Here is a 17,986-nt window from a genome sequence, read left to right on the forward strand (position 1 = left end):
ACGCGTTGTGACTGACGAACGAAACTTTCTACCGGTTCGACGTAAGGATCCAATGACCTCCTCTTCTTCCACTTCCCAGGACGCGCACGAGCAGGAAGCGCACGAGCACGAAGCCCAGAGCTTCAACGAGAGCCTTCGGGCCGATGCCCTGATGGAAGAGGACGTCGCCTGGAGCCACTCGATCGACGGTGAGCGGGACGGCGATCAGTACGACCGCTCGGAGCGCGCCGCCCTCCGGCGGGTGGCCGGTCTCTCCACCGAGCTCGAAGACGTCACCGAGGTCGAGTACCGGCAGCTGCGCTTGGAGCGCGTCGTGCTGGTCGGCGTCTGGACCTCGGGCACCGCACAGGACGCGGAGAACTCCCTCGCGGAGCTGGCGGCCCTCGCAGAGACAGCGGGCGCGCTCGTCCTCGACGGCGTGGTGCAGCGCCGGGACAAGCCGGACCCCGCCACCTACATCGGGTCGGGCAAGGCGCAGGAGCTGCGGGACATCGTGCTCGAATCGGGCGCGGACACCGTGGTCTGTGACGGTGAGCTCAGCCCCGGCCAGCTGATCCACCTGGAAGACGTCGTCAAGGTCAAGGTCGTGGACCGCACGGCGCTGATCCTGGACATCTTCGCCCAGCACGCCAAGTCCCGGGAGGGCAAGGCGCAGGTCGCACTCGCGCAGATGCAGTACATGCTGCCCAGGCTGCGCGGCTGGGGCCAGTCGCTCTCCCGGCAGATGGGCGGCGCCGGTGCGGGCGGCGGTGGCGGTATGGCCACGCGTGGTCCCGGTGAGACCAAGATCGAGACGGACCGGCGCCGGATCCGCGAGAAGATGGCGAAGATGCGCCGGGAGATCGTGGAGATGAAGACCGGGCGCGACATCAAGCGCCAGGAACGCAAGCGCCACAGGGTGCCGTCGGTCGCTATCGCCGGGTACACCAACGCCGGCAAGTCCTCCCTGCTGAACCGGCTGACGGGCGCGGGGGTGCTGGTGGAGAACTCCCTGTTCGCCACCCTGGACCCGACCGTCCGCAAGGCCGAGACACCGAGCGGACGGCTCTACACGCTCGCGGACACCGTCGGATTCGTCCGGCATCTGCCGCACCACCTGGTCGAGGCGTTCCGCTCCACCATGGAGGAGGTCGGCGAGTCCGACCTGATCCTGCACGTGGTGGACGGTGCGCACCCGGCTCCGGAGGAGCAGCTCGCAGCCGTACGCGAGGTGATCAGGGAGGTCGGGGCCACCGATGTGCCGGAGATCGTAGTGATCAACAAGGCGGACGCGGCCGACCCCCTCGTCCTGCAGCGGCTGCTGCGCATCGAGCGCCGCGCCATCGCGGTGTCGGCCCGCTCGGGACAGGGCATCGTCGAACTGCTCGCGCTGATCGACGAACAGCTGCCCCGGCCGCAGGTCGCGGTGGAGGTGCTCGTGCCCTACACACACGGACAGCTCGTCGCCCGTGCGCACTCCGACGGCGAGGTCATCTCCGAGGAGCACACCCCGGAGGGCACTCTGCTGAAGGCACTGGTGCACGAGGAACTGGCCGCCGATCTGGCGCCCTACGTACCCGTGGCTTCCTGACGCACGCCAGGAGCGCTCCGCTCCGGCGCGCCGCGGAGCTTGCGGTGCGTCCGCCCGTACGCACAACGGCCGAGGGCCCGTCGTTCTCCCCTCGGGGGAACGACGGGCCCTCGCCCATTGCCGGCTGTACGGCCGGTGGACCGCCGACCGTACAGCCGGCGCGCCCTTACTGGTTCGCGTACCGGTCGCTCATCGCCCGGTAGAGCTGCTCCGCACCCTGGCCGAGCCGCGGGCCCGCCAGCCAGCCCGAGGTGACCGGACCTATGGAGGTGTTGGAGACCAGCTCCGACTTGCCGTCAGGGCCGGCGATGAACCAGCCACCGCCCGACGAACCACCGGTCATGGTGCAGCCGATGCGCCACATCGCCGGTGTACCGGGACCGACGGACAGCCGGCCCGGCCGGTCGACGCACTTGTTCATCAGCTGCCCGTTGAACGGCGGGGCCGCCGGGTAACCCCAGGCGCCCATCGCGGAGATGCCGCTGGGCGCGGGGGCGTTGAAGTCGACCGTCAGCGCATTGCCGACGGTCTCCTCCAGGGACTTGCCCCCGTTCTCCGGCTTCACATGGAGCAGGGCGTAGTCGTACGCCGCTCCCTGGCCGCCGGCGGGGCCCCCGTCCTTGATCCAGGCGTTGGACGTCATGGCCCAGTCCGCCCAGTAGTCGCCGTACGGGGCGACCTCCTGCGGCTGCGCGTTCCGCAGCTGGGCGACCGACTTGCCCTGGTCGTTGTAGGACGGCACGAACATGATGTTCCGGTACCAGCCGCCCTTGCCGCCCGCGTGGACACAGTGACCGGCCGTCCACACCAGATTGGACTTGCCCGGGTGCTCCGGGTCCTTGACGACCGTGCCCGAGCAGACCATGGAGCCTTCGGGGGAGTCGAAGAAGACCTTCCCGACGGGCGCCGCGTACCGGTGGTACGGGCGCTTCTCCTCCTGGGCCTTGACCGGGGCGGGCTCGGGGTCGGTCACGTTCTGATCGCCCGAACTGTCGCCGTAGGCCATGGTCTTCTGCGGATCCTTGGCCGTCTTCATCCGGTCGGGCTTCCACAGCCCCTTGATCACCGGATTGGCGAAGTCCTTGGCATCACGGAGCCACTTGTCCTTGTCCCAGTTCTTCCACTGGCCGCTCTTCCACTTCGCCAGATCGACGCCGTGGCGCTTGAGAGCGTCCGCCACACCGGCCGCGGCGTCGGCACCGGACGACGCCGGTGCCGCCGTGGACGCCGAGGAGCTGTCGGCCGCCGGAGCAGCCGCCTTGTCGTCACCGCCGCCACACGCGGTGGCCGTCAGCGCAAGGGCTGCGGCCACCCCGGTAGCGGTCAGTATCGGACGGATGGATCGCATGGAGCTGTTCCCCCTGATGGTGCATGAACGTTGTCGTTGTCTGCCTGACACCGGTTGGCGGGACACCTGCGTGCAGGTGTGGAACCGGGGCCGCGTCTACTGGCCCGCGTACTTCTTGCTGACCGAGTCGTAGACACCCTTGGCCACCTTGCCGAGGCGCGGACCCGCCAGCCAGCCTGCGGTCACCGGGCCTATGGAGGTGTTGGACACCAGCGCGGGCTTGCCGTCGGCGCCCTTGGCGATCCAGCCACCGCCGGAGGAACCGCCGGTCATGGTGCACCCGACGCGGTACATCGTCGGGTCGGCAGCCGACAGCGAGAGACGGCCCGGCCGGTCGGAGCACTGGAACAGCTTCTGGCCGTCGAACGGCGGCGCAGCGGGGTAACCGGTCGCCGTCAGGCTCGGGATCTTGGGCACGGCAGGCGCGTTGAAGTTCACCGGAAGCGCGCCACCGACCGTCTCCTCCAGGGACTTGGTGCTGCCCTTCTCCGGAGTGACGTGCAGAACCGCGAAGTCGTACGGGGCACCCTGGCCGCCGGTGGGGCCGCCGTCGTTGATCCACTGCTCGGAGGTCTGGGCCCAGTCCGCCCAGAAGACGCCGTACGGGGCGACTTCCTCCTTCTTGGCGTTCTGCAACTGGGCGGCGGACTCACCGCTGTTGTTGTACGAGGGAACAAAGGCGATGTTCCGGTACCAGCCGCCCTTCTTGCCGGCGTGCACGCAGTGACCGGCCGTCCACACCAGGTTGGACTTCCCGGGGTGTGCGGGGTCCTCCACGACCGTAGCGGAGCAGACCATCGAGCCCTCGGGGCTGTCGAAGAAGACCTTGCCCGCCTCAGGGATGCTCTGGTGGTACGGCGCGTTCACGCCCTGCGCGGTCACCGGCGACGGAGTCGGGTCGGTCACCCCCTTGTCACCCGAGATGTCGTTGTCGACGGGCTTCTCCGGGGGCTTGGAGGCGTGCCGCATCCTGGACGGGTCCCAGAGCCCGGAGATGACCGGATTGACGAAGTCCTGCGCCTCACGCAGCCACTTGTCCTTGTTCCAGTCCTTCCACTCGCCGTGCTTCCACTTGTCCAGATCGATGCCGTGCTTCTTGAGCGCGTTCCGCACGTTGTCCGGTATGACCACCTTGCCGTCCGAGGACGACGACGTGGTGGCAGCCGGTTTGTTGCTCGCGTTGTCGTCGCCGGGACCACAGGCGGTCACGGTCAGGGCGAGAGCCGCCGTGAGGCCAACCGCGGCCATGGCGGGGAGGGTTCGCCGTGATGCGCGCCTCCCGCGGCGTTCGGTGGAAGTCGGGCGTAGCGATCGCATGTGGTGATTCCCCCTGGTACTTCGGACTGGGACTCCGGGCTGGGACTCCGGAGCCGGACTTCGGAACATCCGGAACAACGGATTTCGGCACTGTGGAACTGTGCGGGACCAAAGTGCGGGCCCCACTATGCCGGTGCCGATGTGGACGGCATAAGGCAGGGCAGTGGTTCCGCCGCCCAAATGACCTTCCAGCCCGGCCGTGATTCCCGGGCGACTTCGTCGTTGGTACGGACGGGGGGCCTTTGGGCTGCGTTCAGTGCCGGGGCGACGGTCGTGTGACGAGCGGCGCCACGGCTGATCCGTACAGCGGGAGGACCGACAGCAGTGGCCGTGACCGAAACCGCACCGTCGGCGGTGACGACAGCGCATGCGGGGATCCTGCGCCGGCAGTCGATGCGTGAATCCGCGGCCCGCACCTACGCGCGGTCGCTGCCGATCGTTCCGGTACGCGCCCGCGGGCTGACCATCGAGGGTGCGGACGGGCGCCGCTATCTCGACTGCCTGTCCGGGGCGGGGACCCTGGCGCTCGGGCACAACCATCCGGTCGTCCTCGAAGCGATCAAGAAGGTGATCGACTCGGGAGCGCCCCTGCAGGTGCTGGATCTCGCAACGCCGGTCAAGGACGCTTTCATCACAGAGCTGTTCGAGACACTGCCGCGCGCCTTCGCGGACCGAGCCCGGGTTCGGTTCTGCGGTCCGGCCGGTACGGACGCGGTGGAAGCGGCTCTCAAGCTCGTCCGCACAGCCACCGGCCGCAGCGGGATCCTCGCCTTCACCGGTGCCTGCCACGGTATGACGGCCGGTGCGCTTGCGGTGTCCGGCGGAGCCCGCGATGCGCGGGTGACCCGGCTTCCGTATCCGCAGGACTACCGCTCCCCGTTCGGCGTCGGCGGCGCCCTCGGCTCGGAGCTCGCCGCTGACTGGACCGAGAATCTGCTCGACGATCCCAGGAGCGGAGCCGTGCAGCCGGCCGGGATGATCCTCGAACCGGTGCAGGGCGAGGGCGGGGTGATCCCCGGACCGGACAGCTGGATGCGCCGGATGCGGAAGATCACCGCCGACCGGTCCATTCCGCTCATCGCGGACGAGGTACAGACCGGGGTCGGCCGCACCGGTGCCTTCTGGGCCGTCGAGCACAGCGGAATCGTGCCCGACGTGATGGTGATGTCCAAGGCCATCGGCGGTTCCCTCCCGCTCGCTGTCATCGTCTACCGCTCGGAACTGGACTGCTGGGAGCCCGGAGCCCACGCGGGTACCTTCCGCGGCAATCAGCTCGCCATGGCCGCCGGTGCCGCGACCCTCGCCCATGTCCGTGAGAACCGCCTGGCCGAGCGAGCAGCCGACCTGGGCGCGCGAATGATCGCCAGGCTGCGGGGTCTGGCCGCCGACCACCCGGTCATCGGGGACGTCCGCGGCCGGGGCCTGATGATCGGCCTGGAGTTCGTCGACCCGGAAACCGCCGGTAGGACCAAATCCGCCGAAGCCATAGAGGCCCTGGAGGCCACCGAAGCCACCGAGGCCGCAGGCGTCGCGCATCCCCCGGGCCCCGGCGCCGCGGGCCCCTCGCCTGCTGACCACGTGGTCGCGGCCGCCGTGCAGCGGGAGTGTCTGGCCAGGGGGCTCATTGTCGAACTCGGCGGCCGTCACACAAGCGTCGTGCGGCTGCTGCCTCCCCTCACCCTCACCGACGAGCAGGCGGAGGCGGTTCTGGACCGGCTGGCCGATGCCCTGTCCGCCGCCGAACGCGCCATCCATGGCCGTCGTGAAAAACGTGTCCCGCACTGAAGCCACCTCCCCCCATTCCCCCCGGCCGCGCAAGGAAGCACCCGTGAACCCCACGCCCGACCCCGATGCCCCCGAGACCGGTGACCCCGCAGTCCCCAACAGCCGTGCGGCAGGTCCGCTGTCGGCCCACCCGTCCCGGGCCGACGCCCTCACCGTCGGCCCGGTGTCGACCGGTTCGCTCTCGGCCGGCCCGGAAACGGTGCCGCGCCAGATGAGGGCGGACCGTACCCCGGACGGTCACCCGGCACCCGGTCTCTTCGAGGACCCCGTCGACGCACCCGATCCCAGCGCGGCCGCCGAAGCCGCGGCCGTGGAGAACCTGCTCCGCTGCTGGGTGCGGGAGAAGAACCTGTCCGCGCCCACCGGGCGCACCCTGCGCATCCCCCTGAACGCCAGTGGTATCGCGCTGCTCGTCCCTGTCCTGTACTGGTCGGTCACCGGCTGGCACCGGTTCGGCAAGCCGGTGATCGAGGGCGGATCGATCGGCGCACCACGCGCCGACGCCGTCACCGTCGCCGCTCTGCTCGGCAGGGAGGCCGGACAGAGCGACAGCACCGAACTCGTCGGCAGGGTCGCCGACTCGGTGAACCGGACCGCCGTCTTCATCACGGAGCGCCGCCGGAGCCCCGAGCCGTCCAGTGAGGCGGACCCCTTCCTCACCGCCGAGCAGTCTCTCCTGCTCGGCCACCCGCTGCACCCCACACCGAAGAGCCGCGAGGGTCTCTCGGACGCCGAATTCAGCCTGTACTCTCCCGAGTTGCACGGCTCCTTCGCCCTGCACTGGATGGCAGTCGACCGGTCCGTACTCGCGCAGGACTCGGCGTGGACCGAGGGAGGACGCACCCTGCCCGCCGCCCGGCTGACCGCCCGGCTCTCGGGCGGTGTCCAGCACCCCGACAACACGGCCCTGCTGCCGCTCCACCCCTGGCAGGCCCGGGACCTGGCCCACCGGCCCGCGGTGGCCTCCCTCCTCGACGCGGGCCTGCTGCACGACCTCGGCCGGCACGGCGACCGCTGGTATCCCACCTCGTCCGTACGCACCGTCCACAGGCCGGGCGGCGAAGCGATGCTGAAGCTGTCCCTGAGGGTCCGCATCACCAACTCCCGCCGGGAGAACCTCCGCAAAGAACTCCACCGCGGGGTGGAGGTCCACCGGGTCCTGCGCAGCGGCCTCGGCGGGGAATGGCAGGCGGCCCACCCCGGCTTCGACATCATCCGTGATCCGGCCTGGCTGGCCGTGAACACCCCTGAGGGCGAACCGCTTCCCGGCTTCGATGTCGTCCTGCGCCACAATCCGTTCGGTGTCAACGACGACGCCGTCTGCGTCGCCGGTCTCACCGCGGTCCACCCCCGCCCCGGCGCAGCCGCCATGCGTTCGCGTCTCGCCGACATCGTGACCGCGCTCGCAGCCAGGACCGGGCGGTCCACCGGAGCTGTCGCCACCGAGTGGTTCCTGCGCTATCTCGACCACGTCGTACGCCCGGTGCTGTGGCTGGACGGCACCGCGGGCATCGCACTCGAAGCCCATCAGCAGAACACCATCGTCATCCTCGGCCCCGGAGGCTGGCCCGTCGGCGGCCGCTACCGCGACAACCAGGGCTACTACTTCCGGGAGTCCCACCGCACTGCGCTGGAGAAGCGCCTTCCCGGCATCGGGGCCGTCAGCGACACATTCGTGGCCGACGACGTCACCGACGAACGCTTCGCCTACTACCTCGCCATCAACAACGTCTTCGGACTGATCGGCGCTTTCGGCTCCCAGCAACTCGCCGACGAGCGGCTGCTGATCGCGGCCTTTCGGCAGTTCCTCGCCCGGGCGACCGCACTCGGTTCTCCTTTGCCCGCTCAACTTCTGGACACCCCCGTCCTGCGTACCAAAGCCAACCTGCTGACCCGGCTCCACGGGCTCGACGAACTCGTCGGTCCGGTCGACACCCAGTCCGTATACGTCCGTCTCTCCAACCCCCTTCACCCCACTGGGGCATGACCCGACCGATAGCTGAGCAGAGAAAGAGGAGCGTGGCCGTGCCCTCCACGGATGCGAGCACCGACACCGGGTCAGAACCTGTCCCGCGGACCGACGACGGGGCCGAGGACACCCTCGATCTGCAGCTGCCCGAGGATCTGCTGTCGCTGCTGCGCACCGGGGACCCGTGGCCCGTCGACCCCAGCCCCCCGGGAGGCGAGCTGTTGGACGGCCCCGGTGCCTGGAAGCCCGTCTCCACCCCGGTAGGCGTCTTCCAGCTCGTGCCCGTGGACATCGAACGCGACCTCTCTCTCCTCAGCCACTGGATGAACGACCCCGCCGTCGCCGCCTTCTGGGAACTCTCGGGCCCCGAGTCCGTCACCCGCGCGCACCTGCGTCCCCAGCTGGACGGCGACGGCCGGAGCGTCCCCTGCCTCGGAGTGCTCCAAGGCACCCCGATGAGCTACTGGGAGATCTACCGCGCCGACCTCGATCCGCTCGCCCGGCACTATCCGGCCCGCCCCCACGACACCGGTCTGCACCTGCTGATCGGTGGCGTCGCCGACCGCGGGCGAGGCACCGGCACCACCCTGCTGCGTACCGTTTCCGACCTCGTACTGGACAACCGCCCCCAATGCCCCCGGGTCGTGGCCGAGCCCGACCTGCGCAACACCCCTTCCGTATCGGCCTTTCTCGGCGCTGGATTCCGCTATGCGGCCGAAGTCGACCTCCCCGACAAACGGGCGGCCCTGATGATCCGCGACCGCGCCTTCCGCGACCTGATGTGAACAGCTCCCGACGACCACCCGCAGCGAAAACACCCCGTGCTCCTGTCCGTACATCCCTGCCCCTGACGACCTGCTGCTTTTGATACACCGCCCGCCCCGAATCGGTTCCACCCCGAGGAGTCCCCGTGCTGAACCCGTCTGCTGGCTTCGACTCCGAAGCAGAACCGAAGCTGCTCGCCCCCGCCGAGCTGAACCCCGAGAACTGGGACCGCGCGGCCCGCCGCCTTCTCGCCAAGATGCTCAGCGCCTTCGCCTACGAGGAGATCGTCGAGCCGGTGGCGCGGACCGGCGGTCATCACACGCTCACGCTCGACGACGACCTGCCGCTGACCTTCCGGGCCCGGCGTGGCGCCTACGGGCACTGGCACATCGACCCCGACACCATCGCGCTCCAGGGCGAACCCTTCAGCGACCCGCTCCGCTTCCTCGTCCTGGCCCGCAGGCTCCTCGAACTGGACGGAGCGACGCTCGGGCACCTGGTCCGTGAGCTCACCACCACTCTCGCCGCCGACGCGCGCATCGACCACACCGCGCTCTCCGCCGCCGAACTCGCCGAACTCGACTACGCGCAGCTGGAAGGCCATCAGACCGGCCACCCGTGGCTCGTTCTCAACAAGGGCCGGATCGGATTCTCGGCCGCCGACGCCGCCCGCTGGACCCCCGAGTCCCGCAGGCCCGCCCGGCTGCCGTGGATCGCGGTCAGCACGGACCTCGCGCAGTACCGGGGCGTCACCGGGCTCGCCACGCCCGACCGGCTCTACCGGCGGGAACTCGACGCCGGCGTCCGGGAGTCCTTCGCCGCCGAGTTAAGGGCCCGTGGGCTGGACCCGGACGGATATCTCTACCTCCCCGTGCACCCCTGGCAGTGGGACGAAGTGATCCTCCCCCTCTATGCGCCGGCCATCGCCCACCACCGGATCGTCCCACTCCACGCCGATACCGATCCCCGTCTGCCGCAGCAGTCCATCCGCACCTTCCTCAACCTGGCACACCCCGAGCGGCACACCGTGAAACTGCCGCTGTCCATCCTCAACACCCTGGTCTGGCGCGGTCTCCCCACCGAGCGCACGCTCGCCGCTCCGGCCGTCACCGCCTGGGTCCAGGGGCTGCGGGACAGCGACGCGTTCCTGCGCGACGAGTGCGGGGTCATCCTGCTGGGAGAAGTCGCGTCCGTCGCGGTGGAGCACCCGCTGTACGACCAGCTCCCCGAAGTCCCGTACCAGTACCGGGAACTCCTCGGCGCCATCTGGCGTGAGCCGCTCGGCGTGCAGCTGGCCGCCGGTGAGGGGGCCCGTACGCTCGCCTCCCTGCTGCACACCGACGTCCAGGGACGCTCCTTCACCGCGGAGCTCGTCGCCAGGTCGGGACTCGCACCCACCGTCTGGCTCGGGCGGCTCTTCGCCGCGCTGCTTCCTCCGCTGCTGCGCTTCCTCTACCGCTACGGCACGGTCTTCTCCCCGCACGGTGAGAACGCCATCGTCGTCTTCGACAGCCACGATGTCCCGGTCCGGCTGGCGATCAAGGACTTCGTCGACGACGTCAACATCAGCGCCGAGCCGCTCCCGGAGCACGACGCGATGCCCGACGATGTCCGGGACGTCCTGCTGACCGAGGAACCGGCCTTCCTGACGCAGTTCATCCACTCCGGACTCTTCATCGGGGTGTTCCGGTACCTCGCGCCCCTCTGCGAAGATCAACTAGGAGTGCCGGAGGCTGAATTCTGGCGGCTGGTACGTGCTGAGATCCTCCGCCATCAAGCCCGCTTCCCCGAGCTGAAGGAACGCTACGAGACCTTCGACCTGCTGACCGCGCGGATCGAGCGGCTCTGTCTGAACCGCAACCGGCTCCACCTCGACGGCTACCGCGACCGTCCGAACCGGCCGCACGCCGCCGTGCACGGGACGGTCGCCAACCCTCTGCACGAGGTGTGACCCCGATTGTCAGTGCTGCACCGTAGGGTGGTTCCGCTATGACGAAGCCCTCCCTCCCCGAGCTCCTGCACGCCGCCGTCACCGCTGTGGGCGGTACGGAGCGGCCCGGCCAGGTCACCATGGCCGAGGCTGTTGCCGAAGCCGTTGACGACAACGCCCACCTGCTGGTCCAGGCCGGCACCGGTACCGGAAAGTCGCTGGGGTATCTGGTCCCCGCGCTGGCCCACGGTGAGCGCGTCGTGGTGGCCACCGCGACGCTCGCACTCCAGCGGCAGCTCGTGGAGCGGGACCTCCCGCGTACGGTCGAAGCCCTGCACCCACTGCTGCGGCGGCGGCCTCAGTTCGCCATGCTGAAGGGGCGGTCGAACTACCTGTGTCTGCACCGCCTCCATGAGGGCGTGCCGCAGGAAGAGGACGACGGGCTGTTCGACCAGTTCGAGGCGGCTGCGCCCACCAGCAAGCTCGGCCAGGACCTGCTGCGTATGCGGGACTGGGCGGACGAGACGGAGACGGGCGACCGTGACGATCTCACTCCGGGCGTCTCCGACCGTGCCTGGGGCCAGATCTCGGTCTCCTCGCGGGAATGTCTCGGGGCGAGCAAATGCGCCTACGGCGCCGAGTGCTTCGCCGAGGCGGCGCGCGAGCGGGCCAAGCTCGCCGACGTCGTCGTGACCAACCACGCCCTGCTTGCCATCGACGCGATCGAGGGCGCGCCGGTCCTCCCGCAGCACGAGGTGCTGATCGTGGACGAGGCCCATGAGCTGGTCTCGCGGGTCACCGGAGTCGCCACGGGCGAGCTCACTCCGGGCCAGGTCAACAGGGCTGTAAGGCGTGCTGCGAAGCTCGTCAACGAGAAAGCGGCGGACTCGCTCCAGACCGCTTCCGAGACCTTCGAACGGGTGATGGAGCTGGCGCTCCCCGGCCGGCTTGAGGAGATCCCGGAGGACCTCGGATATGCGCTGATGTCCCTGCGGGACGCGGCCCGAACGGTCATCTCGGCCATCGGCGCCACCCGGGACAAGTCCGTGCAGGACGAGGACGTCGTACGGAAGCAGGCACTGGCGTCCGTCGAGTCCATCCACGATGTCGCCGAGCGGATCACTCTCGGATCGGAGTACGACGTCGTCTGGTACGAGCGTCATGACCGTTTCGGCGCTTCGCTGCGGGTCGCTCCGCTCTCCGTTTCGGGGCTGCTCCGGGAGAAGCTCTTCGCCGAGCGCTCGGTGGTCCTCACCTCGGCGACGCTGAAATTCGGCGGCGATTTCAACGGGGTGGGTGCTTCGCTCGGACTCTCCCCCGAGGGCACGGAAGGGGAGGACGCCCCGCAGTGGAAGGGCCTGGATGTCGGCTCGCCCTTCGACTATGCGAAGCAAGGCATTCTGTATGTCGCCAAACACCTCTCGGCACCTGGCCGGGAGGGATCGCGTACGGACATGCTGGACGAGCTCGCTGAACTGGTCGAGTCGGCGGGCGGCCGCACGCTCGGTCTCTTCTCGTCCATGAGGGCCGCGCAGGCAGCCGCCGAGGAGCTGCGCAGCAGGCAGGACAGGCGAGTGCTGCTCCAGGGCGAGGAGACACTCGGTGAGCTGATCAAGAATTTCGCGGCCGACCCGGAGACCTGCCTCTTCGGAACGCTGTCGCTCTGGCAGGGAGTCGATGTGCCGGGGCCCAGCTGCCAGCTCGTGGTGATGGACCGTATTCCCTTCCCGCGCCCGGACGACCCGCTGATGAGCGCGCGGCAGAAGGCGGTCGAGGAGGGCGGTGGCAATGGGTTCATGGCCGTTGCCGCGACGCATGCCGCTCTGCTCATGGCGCAGGGCGCCGGCCGGCTGGTCAGGGCAATGGGGGACCGCGGTGTCGTCGCGGTGCTGGATCCCCGGCTGGCCACCGCGCGCTACGGCAGCTATCTGAGGGCTTCGCTGCCCGACTTCTGGTTCACCACGGACCGTAATCAGGTCCGTCGGTCACTGGCCGCGATCGACGCGGTGGCCAAGGAGACCGGCCAGTAGTGGTCAGCAGCGGAATGGTCAGCAGCCGTCAGTAGGGTGCGCGGACCAGACGCGCGGGGAAAATGAGGTCCGGAGAAAGGGGTCCTCCGGAGAAAGCAGGGCCCCGGAACCGGCGCAGTGAGTTCCGGAGCCCTGTCCAGGGCCGACGCGGTACTCACACGCGTCGGAGCACAGCCACCACCTTGCCGAGGATGGTGGCTTCGTCACCGGGGATCGGCTGGTAGGCGGCATTGTGCGGCAGCAGCCAGACATGGCCGTCCTCGCGCTTGAAGCGCTTGACCGTGGCCTCGCCTTCCAGCATGGCCGCCACGATGTCGCCGTTCTCCGCGACGGGCTGGCGGCGCACCGTGACCCAGTCGCCGTCACAGATGGCGGCCTCGATCATGGAGTCGCCCACGACCTTCAGGACGAAGAGCTCGCCGTCGCCGACCAGCTGCCGGGGGAGCGGGAAGACGTCCTCGACCGACTCCTCGGCCAGGATCGGCCCACCGGCGGCGATCCGGCCGACCAGCGGCACATACGACGCGGCGGGCTTGCCCGTGGTGTCGGTGGTCTGGGTGCTCGGCTGGTCCGAGCCCCTGACCTCGTACGCCCGGGGACGGTGCGGGTCCCGGCGCAGGAAGCCCTTGCGCTCCAGGGCCATGAGCTGATGGGCGACGGACGAGGTGCTGGACAGCCCGACCGCCTGACCGATCTCGCGCATCGACGGCGGATACCCACGCCGCTGCACGGAGTCCCTGATCACCTCGATCACCCGCCGCTGCCGGTCCGTGAGCCCTGAGCTGTCCGCCCGGATACCGGGAGGCCGTCCGGGCAGCGAGCGTGTGGGGCGCGGGGGCAGCTGGCCCTCCGGGTCCGTGGCTGCGTCATTCATGGCATGCACCGGCTCGAGTCGGTTCTGCGAACGGTCCTGGGCGGTGATGGTGGCGGTGTCTGCGGTCGTGGTCACGTCGTCGGCCCCTCTCGAGATGTTCTCTCCCTGGTTGGACAACGGTAGTGGGTTTCGAAAGGTTGCGCCAAACACACGTTCGAGTGAAAAAATGAAATATCCTTCACATGAGCGTGGTAGCGGGTGTATGAGCGACAGTCGCGGTCGAAACCGGGGCCGAAAGGTGATCCCGTCCTGCCGAAAGGCAATTCGGTCGATTACGGTACCGTCCGCCGCTGGTGTCCGGAGCTGCGGGTCCGGCCGCGGGGTGGCCGGTCCCGAGTGTCGCAACCCGGGAATCGCTCGGTCGCCGTCCGTACTCCGGTCGCGGCCGCCCGTCGCTGCCCCTCCTGTGCCGTCCCTCCTGGGGTGCTGTCGGCCGGTGACTTCCGGGAGGGCCGGGATCCGGCCGCCGAAGCGCTTCCCGTACCCTCTTGCGAGCCGGACTGCTCGGCGGCCGGGTGCGACACGCGCTGCTGTGAAAGCGGAGCTGAACCCCAGATCTAGTGGTTGGATTGAAACAGCCGCCCAGAAGTTGTGGTCCCTGGTCCCTCGCGTCCCGGGTCATCGCCTATGCTTGGTGCTGCTTCGAGGGGCTCGATCCGGCCCCGGCGAGGCTATTCAGTCGTACCGCGAAGGAGGCTCGGGAACCATGCACTGCCCCTTCTGCAGGCACCCTGACAGCCGCGTCGTCGACAGCCGCACCACGGACGACGGCACGTCGATCCGGCGGCGCCGGCAGTGTCCCGACTGCTCCCGCCGTTTCACGACGGTCGAGACGGCTTCGCTGATGGTGATCAAGCGCAGCGGGGTCACCGAACCGTTCAGCCGTACGAAGGTCATCTCGGGCGTGCGGAAGGCGTGCCAGGGACGGCCGGTCACCGAGGACGCCCTCGCCAAACTCGGCCAGCAGGTCGAGGAGGCGCTGCGCGCCACCGGGGGCGCCGAGCTCACCACTCACGACGTCGGGCTGGCCATACTCGGCCCGTTGCAGGAACTCGACCTTGTCGCGTATCTGCGCTTCGCGTCCGTCTACCGGGCTTTCAACTCGCTCGAAGACTTCGAGGCCGCCATCGCGGAACTCCGCGACGCGCAGCCCCCCGCAGTGGGATGCGAGTGCGGAGGGGCCCCCGCGGTCCCCGTGCCCGCCACTGCCACCGACTGACCCTCCGGGGCAGGCGGACAGAGACCTGCCTGTGGTGCTTCCTGCGCCACAGGTGTCAGACAGACACAGTGCCATGGGAAGAACTGGGCACTTTTGGGCGTTTTAGCCCGCATATGGGAGGCGGCATGACAGAGACGGCGAGCGGCCCGGCACGAGGTTCCCGTACGAAGGGCGCCAAGGCGGCTGCTAATCGGCAGGGGCTGCGCAGCGAGCGCATCCACACCACTCCCGGTGTGCATCCGTACGACGAGGTCGTCTGGGAGCGCCGCGATGTCGTCATGACCAACTGGCGCGACGGCTCGGTCAACTTCGAGCAGCGTGGCGTCGAGTTCCCCGACTTCTGGTCGGTGAACGCGGTCAACATCGTCACCAGCAAGTACTTCCGCGGAGCTGTCGGCGCGGACAACCGTGAGAACAGCCTCAAGCAGCTCATCGACCGTGTGGTGAAGACGTACCGCAAGGCCGGCGAGGAGAACGGTTACTTCGCCTCCCCGGCGGACGCCGAGCTCTTCGACCACGAGCTCACGTACGCGCTGCTCCACCAGGTCTTCAGCTTCAACTCGCCGGTCTGGTTCAACGTCGGCACGGCTCAGCCCCAGCAGGTCAGCGCCTGTTTCATCCTGTCGGTCGACGACTCCATGGAGTCCATCCTCGACTGGTACAAGGAAGAGGGGATGATCTTCAAGGGCGGCTCGGGCGCCGGCCTGAACCTCTCCCGTATCCGCTCCTCCAAGGAGCTGCTCTCCTCCGGCGGCAACGCGTCGGGTCCGGTCTCCTTCATGCGCGGGGCCGACGCCTCCGCGGGAACGATCAAGTCGGGCGGTGCCACCCGCCGCGCGGCCAAGATGGTCGTCCTCGACGTCGACCACCCGGACGTCGAAGCCTTCATCGAGACCAAGGTGAAGGAGGAGGAGAAGATCCGCGCCCTGCGCGACGCGGGCTTCGACATGGACCTCGGCGGCGACGACATCACGTCCGTCCAGTACCAGAACGCGAACAACTCGGTCCGCGTGAACGACGAGTTCATGCACGCGGTCGAGTCCGGCTCCCCGTTCGGCCTGCGCTCGCGCATGACCGGCGAGGTCATCGAGAAGGTCGACGCCAAGGCGCTCTTCCGCAAGATGGCCGAGGCCGCGCACGTCTGTGCCGACCCCGGGATCCAGTACGACGACATCATCAACCGGTGGCACACCTCGCCCGAGACGGGCCGGATCACCGCGTCCAACCCGTGCAGCGAGTACATGCACCTGGACAACTCGTCGTGCAACCTCGCCTCGCTCAACCTCATGAAGTTCCTGCGCGACGACGACCAGGGCAACCAGTCGTTCGACGCCGAGCGCTTCGCCAAGGTCGTCGAGCTGGTCATCACCGCGATGGACATCTCGATCTGCTTCGCCGACTTCCCCACCGAGAAGATCGGCGAGACGACCCGCGCCTTCCGTCAGCTGGGCATCGGCTACGCCAACCTCGGCGCGCTCCTCATGGCGACCGGCCACGCGTACGACAGTGACGGCGGCCGCGCACTGGCCGGCTCCATCACCTCGCTGATGACCGGTACCTCGTACAAGCGGTCCGCGGAGCTCGCCGCGGTCGTCGGCCCGTACGACGGTTACGCCCGCAATGCGGACGCCCACAAGCGCGTCATGAAGCAGCACTCGGACGCCAACGCGTCGGCCAAGCGCACCGATGACCTGGACAGCCCGGTCTGGGCCGCTGCCACTGAGGCATGGCAGGACGTTCTGCGCCTCGGTGAGAAGAACGGTTTCCGCAACGCGCAGGCGTCGGTGCTGGCACCGACCGGCACCATCGGCCTGATGATGGACTGCGACACCACGGGCGTCGAGCCGGACCTGGCCCTGGTCAAGTTCAAGAAGCTCGTCGGCGGCGGCTCGATGCAGATCGTGAACAACACGGTCCCCAAGGCCCTCAAGCGCCTCGGTTACCAGCCGGAGCAGGTCGAGGCGATCGTCGCCCACATCGCCGACCACGGCAATGTCGTCGACGCCCCCGGCCTCAAGCTGGAGCACTACTCGGTCTTCGACTGCGCCATGGGCGAGCGCTCCATCGCTCCCATGGGGCACGTGCGGATGATGGCGGCCGCTCAGCCGTTCCTGTCCGGTGCCATCTCCAAGACGGTCAACATGCCGGCGTCCAGCACGGTCGAGGACGTCGAGGAGATCTACCTCCAGGGCTGGAAGCTCGGCACCAAGGCGCTCGCCGTCTACGTCGAGAACTCCAAGGTCGGCCAGCCGCTCTCGGCCAAGTCCAAGTCCGCCGACGACGCCGAGAAGGCGGAGCCGAAGACCGAGAAGGTCATCGAGTACCGTCCGGTCCGCAAGCGCCTGCCGAAGGGCCGTCCCGGCATCACCACCTCCTTCACGGTGGGTGGCGCCGAGGGGTACATGACCGCCAACTCCTACCCGGACGACGGTCTCGGTGAGGTCTTCCTGAAGATGTCCAAGCAGGGGTCCACCCTCGCGGGCATGATGGACGCCTTCTCGATCGCGGTCTCGGTCGGTATGCAGTACGGCGTCCCGCTGGAGACGTACGTCTCGAAGTTCACCAACATGCGCTTCGAGCCTGCCGGTATGACGGACGACCCCGACGTGCGGATGGCGCAGTCGATCGTCGACTACATCTTCCGCCGTCTGGCGCTCGACTTCCTGCCCTTCGAGACGCGTTCCGCGCTGGGCATCCACTCGGCGGCGGAGCGCCAGCGTCACCTGGACACCGGGTCGTACGAGCCGGGCGACGACGACGTCGATGTGGAGGGCCTGTCCCAGTCCGCACCGCGCCAGGCCGAGGCGCCGAAGGCGGCTTCACCGCAGCCGGAGGCCGCTGCGGAGGTGCCCGCTCCCAAGCAGGCGCACAACTCGACGGAACTGATGGAGATCACGCTGGGCCTGAACGCCGATGCCCCGCTCTGCTTCTCCTGCGGTACGAAGATGCGCCGTGCGGGCAGCTGCTACCTCTGCGAGGGATGCGGTTCGACCAGCGGCTGCAGCTGATTCTGGGCACCGCTGAGGCATAGATTGCCTGGTCAGGGCGGTGGAGTCGGTCTTGAGGCTCCACCGCCTTCGGCGCATGTGACGCCTGGCTGTTGTGTTTGATGCAAAGCGCTGCCGCGTCGAGGGCTTGTCGCTGCGATCGCTGTCGTGGCATCCTCCGGGACATGATCA

The 17,986-nt window shown here is 68.9% G+C and carries 11 protein-coding genes; 8 read left to right on the forward strand and 3 right to left on the reverse strand.

From position 1 onward, the window contains the following. The first annotated feature begins 52 nt into the window (after nucleotides 1–52). Entirely contained in the window at nucleotides 53–1,570 is a 1,518-nt protein-coding gene (gene hflX, locus G3I19_RS02720) for a GTPase HflX (RefSeq protein WP_164259048.1), read from the forward strand. Between the two features lie 166 nt (nucleotides 1,571–1,736). Here the strand turns inward: hflX and G3I19_RS02725 are convergent, their stop codons facing one another. Then, nucleotides 1,737–2,918: a hypothetical protein gene (locus G3I19_RS02725; protein ID WP_164259049.1), complete on the reverse strand. Its 1,182-nt coding sequence runs from the start codon at nucleotides 2,916–2,918 to the stop codon at nucleotides 1,737–1,739. 96 nt (nucleotides 2,919–3,014) lie between these two features. After that, nucleotides 3,015–4,235 (reverse strand): hypothetical protein, encoded by a 1,221-nt coding sequence (locus G3I19_RS02730; protein WP_164259051.1) that lies wholly within the window; start codon nucleotides 4,233–4,235, stop codon nucleotides 3,015–3,017. 324 nt (nucleotides 4,236–4,559) lie between these two features. Here G3I19_RS02730 and G3I19_RS02735 point away from each other — a divergent pair, with 324 nt between their 5' ends. The 5 genes from G3I19_RS02735 to G3I19_RS02755 all read left to right on the forward strand — a co-directional run bounded on the left by G3I19_RS02735 (nucleotide 4,560) and on the right by G3I19_RS02755 (nucleotide 12,714). Continuing rightward, nucleotides 4,560–6,020, forward strand: a complete 1,461-nt coding sequence (locus G3I19_RS02735) for a diaminobutyrate--2-oxoglutarate transaminase family protein (RefSeq protein WP_164259053.1) — start codon at nucleotides 4,560–4,562, stop codon at nucleotides 6,018–6,020. Nucleotides 6,021–6,063: 43 nt separating this feature from the next. Beyond that, complete coding sequence (locus G3I19_RS02740) at nucleotides 6,064–8,007, forward strand: IucA/IucC family protein (protein WP_343234962.1); 1,944 nt, start codon at nucleotides 6,064–6,066, stop codon at nucleotides 8,005–8,007. Nucleotides 8,008–8,045: 38 nt separating this feature from the next. Continuing rightward, nucleotides 8,046–8,774 (forward strand): GNAT family N-acetyltransferase, encoded by a 729-nt coding sequence (locus G3I19_RS02745; RefSeq protein ID WP_343234963.1) that lies wholly within the window; start codon nucleotides 8,046–8,048, stop codon nucleotides 8,772–8,774. 125 nt (nucleotides 8,775–8,899) lie between these two features. Then, complete coding sequence (locus tag G3I19_RS02750; RefSeq protein ID WP_343234964.1) at nucleotides 8,900–10,705, forward strand: IucA/IucC family siderophore biosynthesis protein; 1,806 nt, start codon at nucleotides 8,900–8,902, stop codon at nucleotides 10,703–10,705. Nucleotides 10,706–10,743: 38 nt separating this feature from the next. Next, entirely contained in the window at nucleotides 10,744–12,714 is a 1,971-nt protein-coding gene (locus G3I19_RS02755; RefSeq protein ID WP_164259059.1) for an ATP-dependent DNA helicase, read from the forward strand. A 154-nt stretch (nucleotides 12,715–12,868) separates the two neighbouring features. Here the strand turns inward: G3I19_RS02755 and lexA are convergent, their stop codons facing one another. Then, the gene (gene lexA / locus G3I19_RS02760; RefSeq protein ID WP_164259061.1) at nucleotides 12,869–13,663 is read right to left on the reverse strand and encodes a transcriptional repressor LexA; all 795 of its coding nucleotides are present in this window, start codon (nucleotides 13,661–13,663) and stop codon (nucleotides 12,869–12,871) included. A gap of 631 nt (nucleotides 13,664–14,294) precedes the next feature. Between lexA and nrdR the strand changes: the two genes are divergently transcribed. Both nrdR and G3I19_RS02770 read left to right on the forward strand, forming a co-directional pair. Then, a complete protein-coding gene (nrdR, locus tag G3I19_RS02765) occupies nucleotides 14,295–14,807 on the forward strand; it encodes a transcriptional regulator NrdR (RefSeq protein WP_164259063.1) in 513 nt (170 codons plus the stop codon). 125 nt (nucleotides 14,808–14,932) lie between these two features. Beyond that, complete coding sequence (locus G3I19_RS02770) at nucleotides 14,933–17,815, forward strand: vitamin B12-dependent ribonucleotide reductase (protein ID WP_164259065.1); 2,883 nt, start codon at nucleotides 14,933–14,935, stop codon at nucleotides 17,813–17,815. Nucleotides 17,816–17,986: the final 171 nt, after the last annotated feature.

This window comes from Streptomyces sp. SID10853 (genome assembly GCF_010548145.1).
Classification (GTDB): domain Bacteria; phylum Actinomycetota; class Actinomycetes; order Streptomycetales; family Streptomycetaceae; genus Streptomyces.

What these genes read in the sequence shown, in the direction of transcription:
- hflX (WP_164259048.1), top strand. Translation starts at nt 53, where the DNA reads ATGACCTCCTCTTCTTCCACTTCCCAGGACGCGCACGAGCAGGAAGCG.
- G3I19_RS02725 (WP_164259049.1), bottom strand. Translation starts at nt 2,918, where the DNA reads ATGCGATCCATCCGTCCGATACTGACCGCTACCGGGGTGGCCGCAGCC.
- G3I19_RS02730 (WP_164259051.1), bottom strand. Translation starts at nt 4,235, where the DNA reads ATGCGATCGCTACGCCCGACTTCCACCGAACGCCGCGGGAGGCGCGCA.
- G3I19_RS02755 (WP_164259059.1), top strand. Translation starts at nt 10,744, where the DNA reads ATGACGAAGCCCTCCCTCCCCGAGCTCCTGCACGCCGCCGTCACCGCT.
- nrdR (WP_164259063.1), top strand. Translation starts at nt 14,295, where the DNA reads ATGCACTGCCCCTTCTGCAGGCACCCTGACAGCCGCGTCGTCGACAGC.
- G3I19_RS02770 (WP_164259065.1), top strand. Translation starts at nt 14,933, where the DNA reads ATGACAGAGACGGCGAGCGGCCCGGCACGAGGTTCCCGTACGAAGGGC.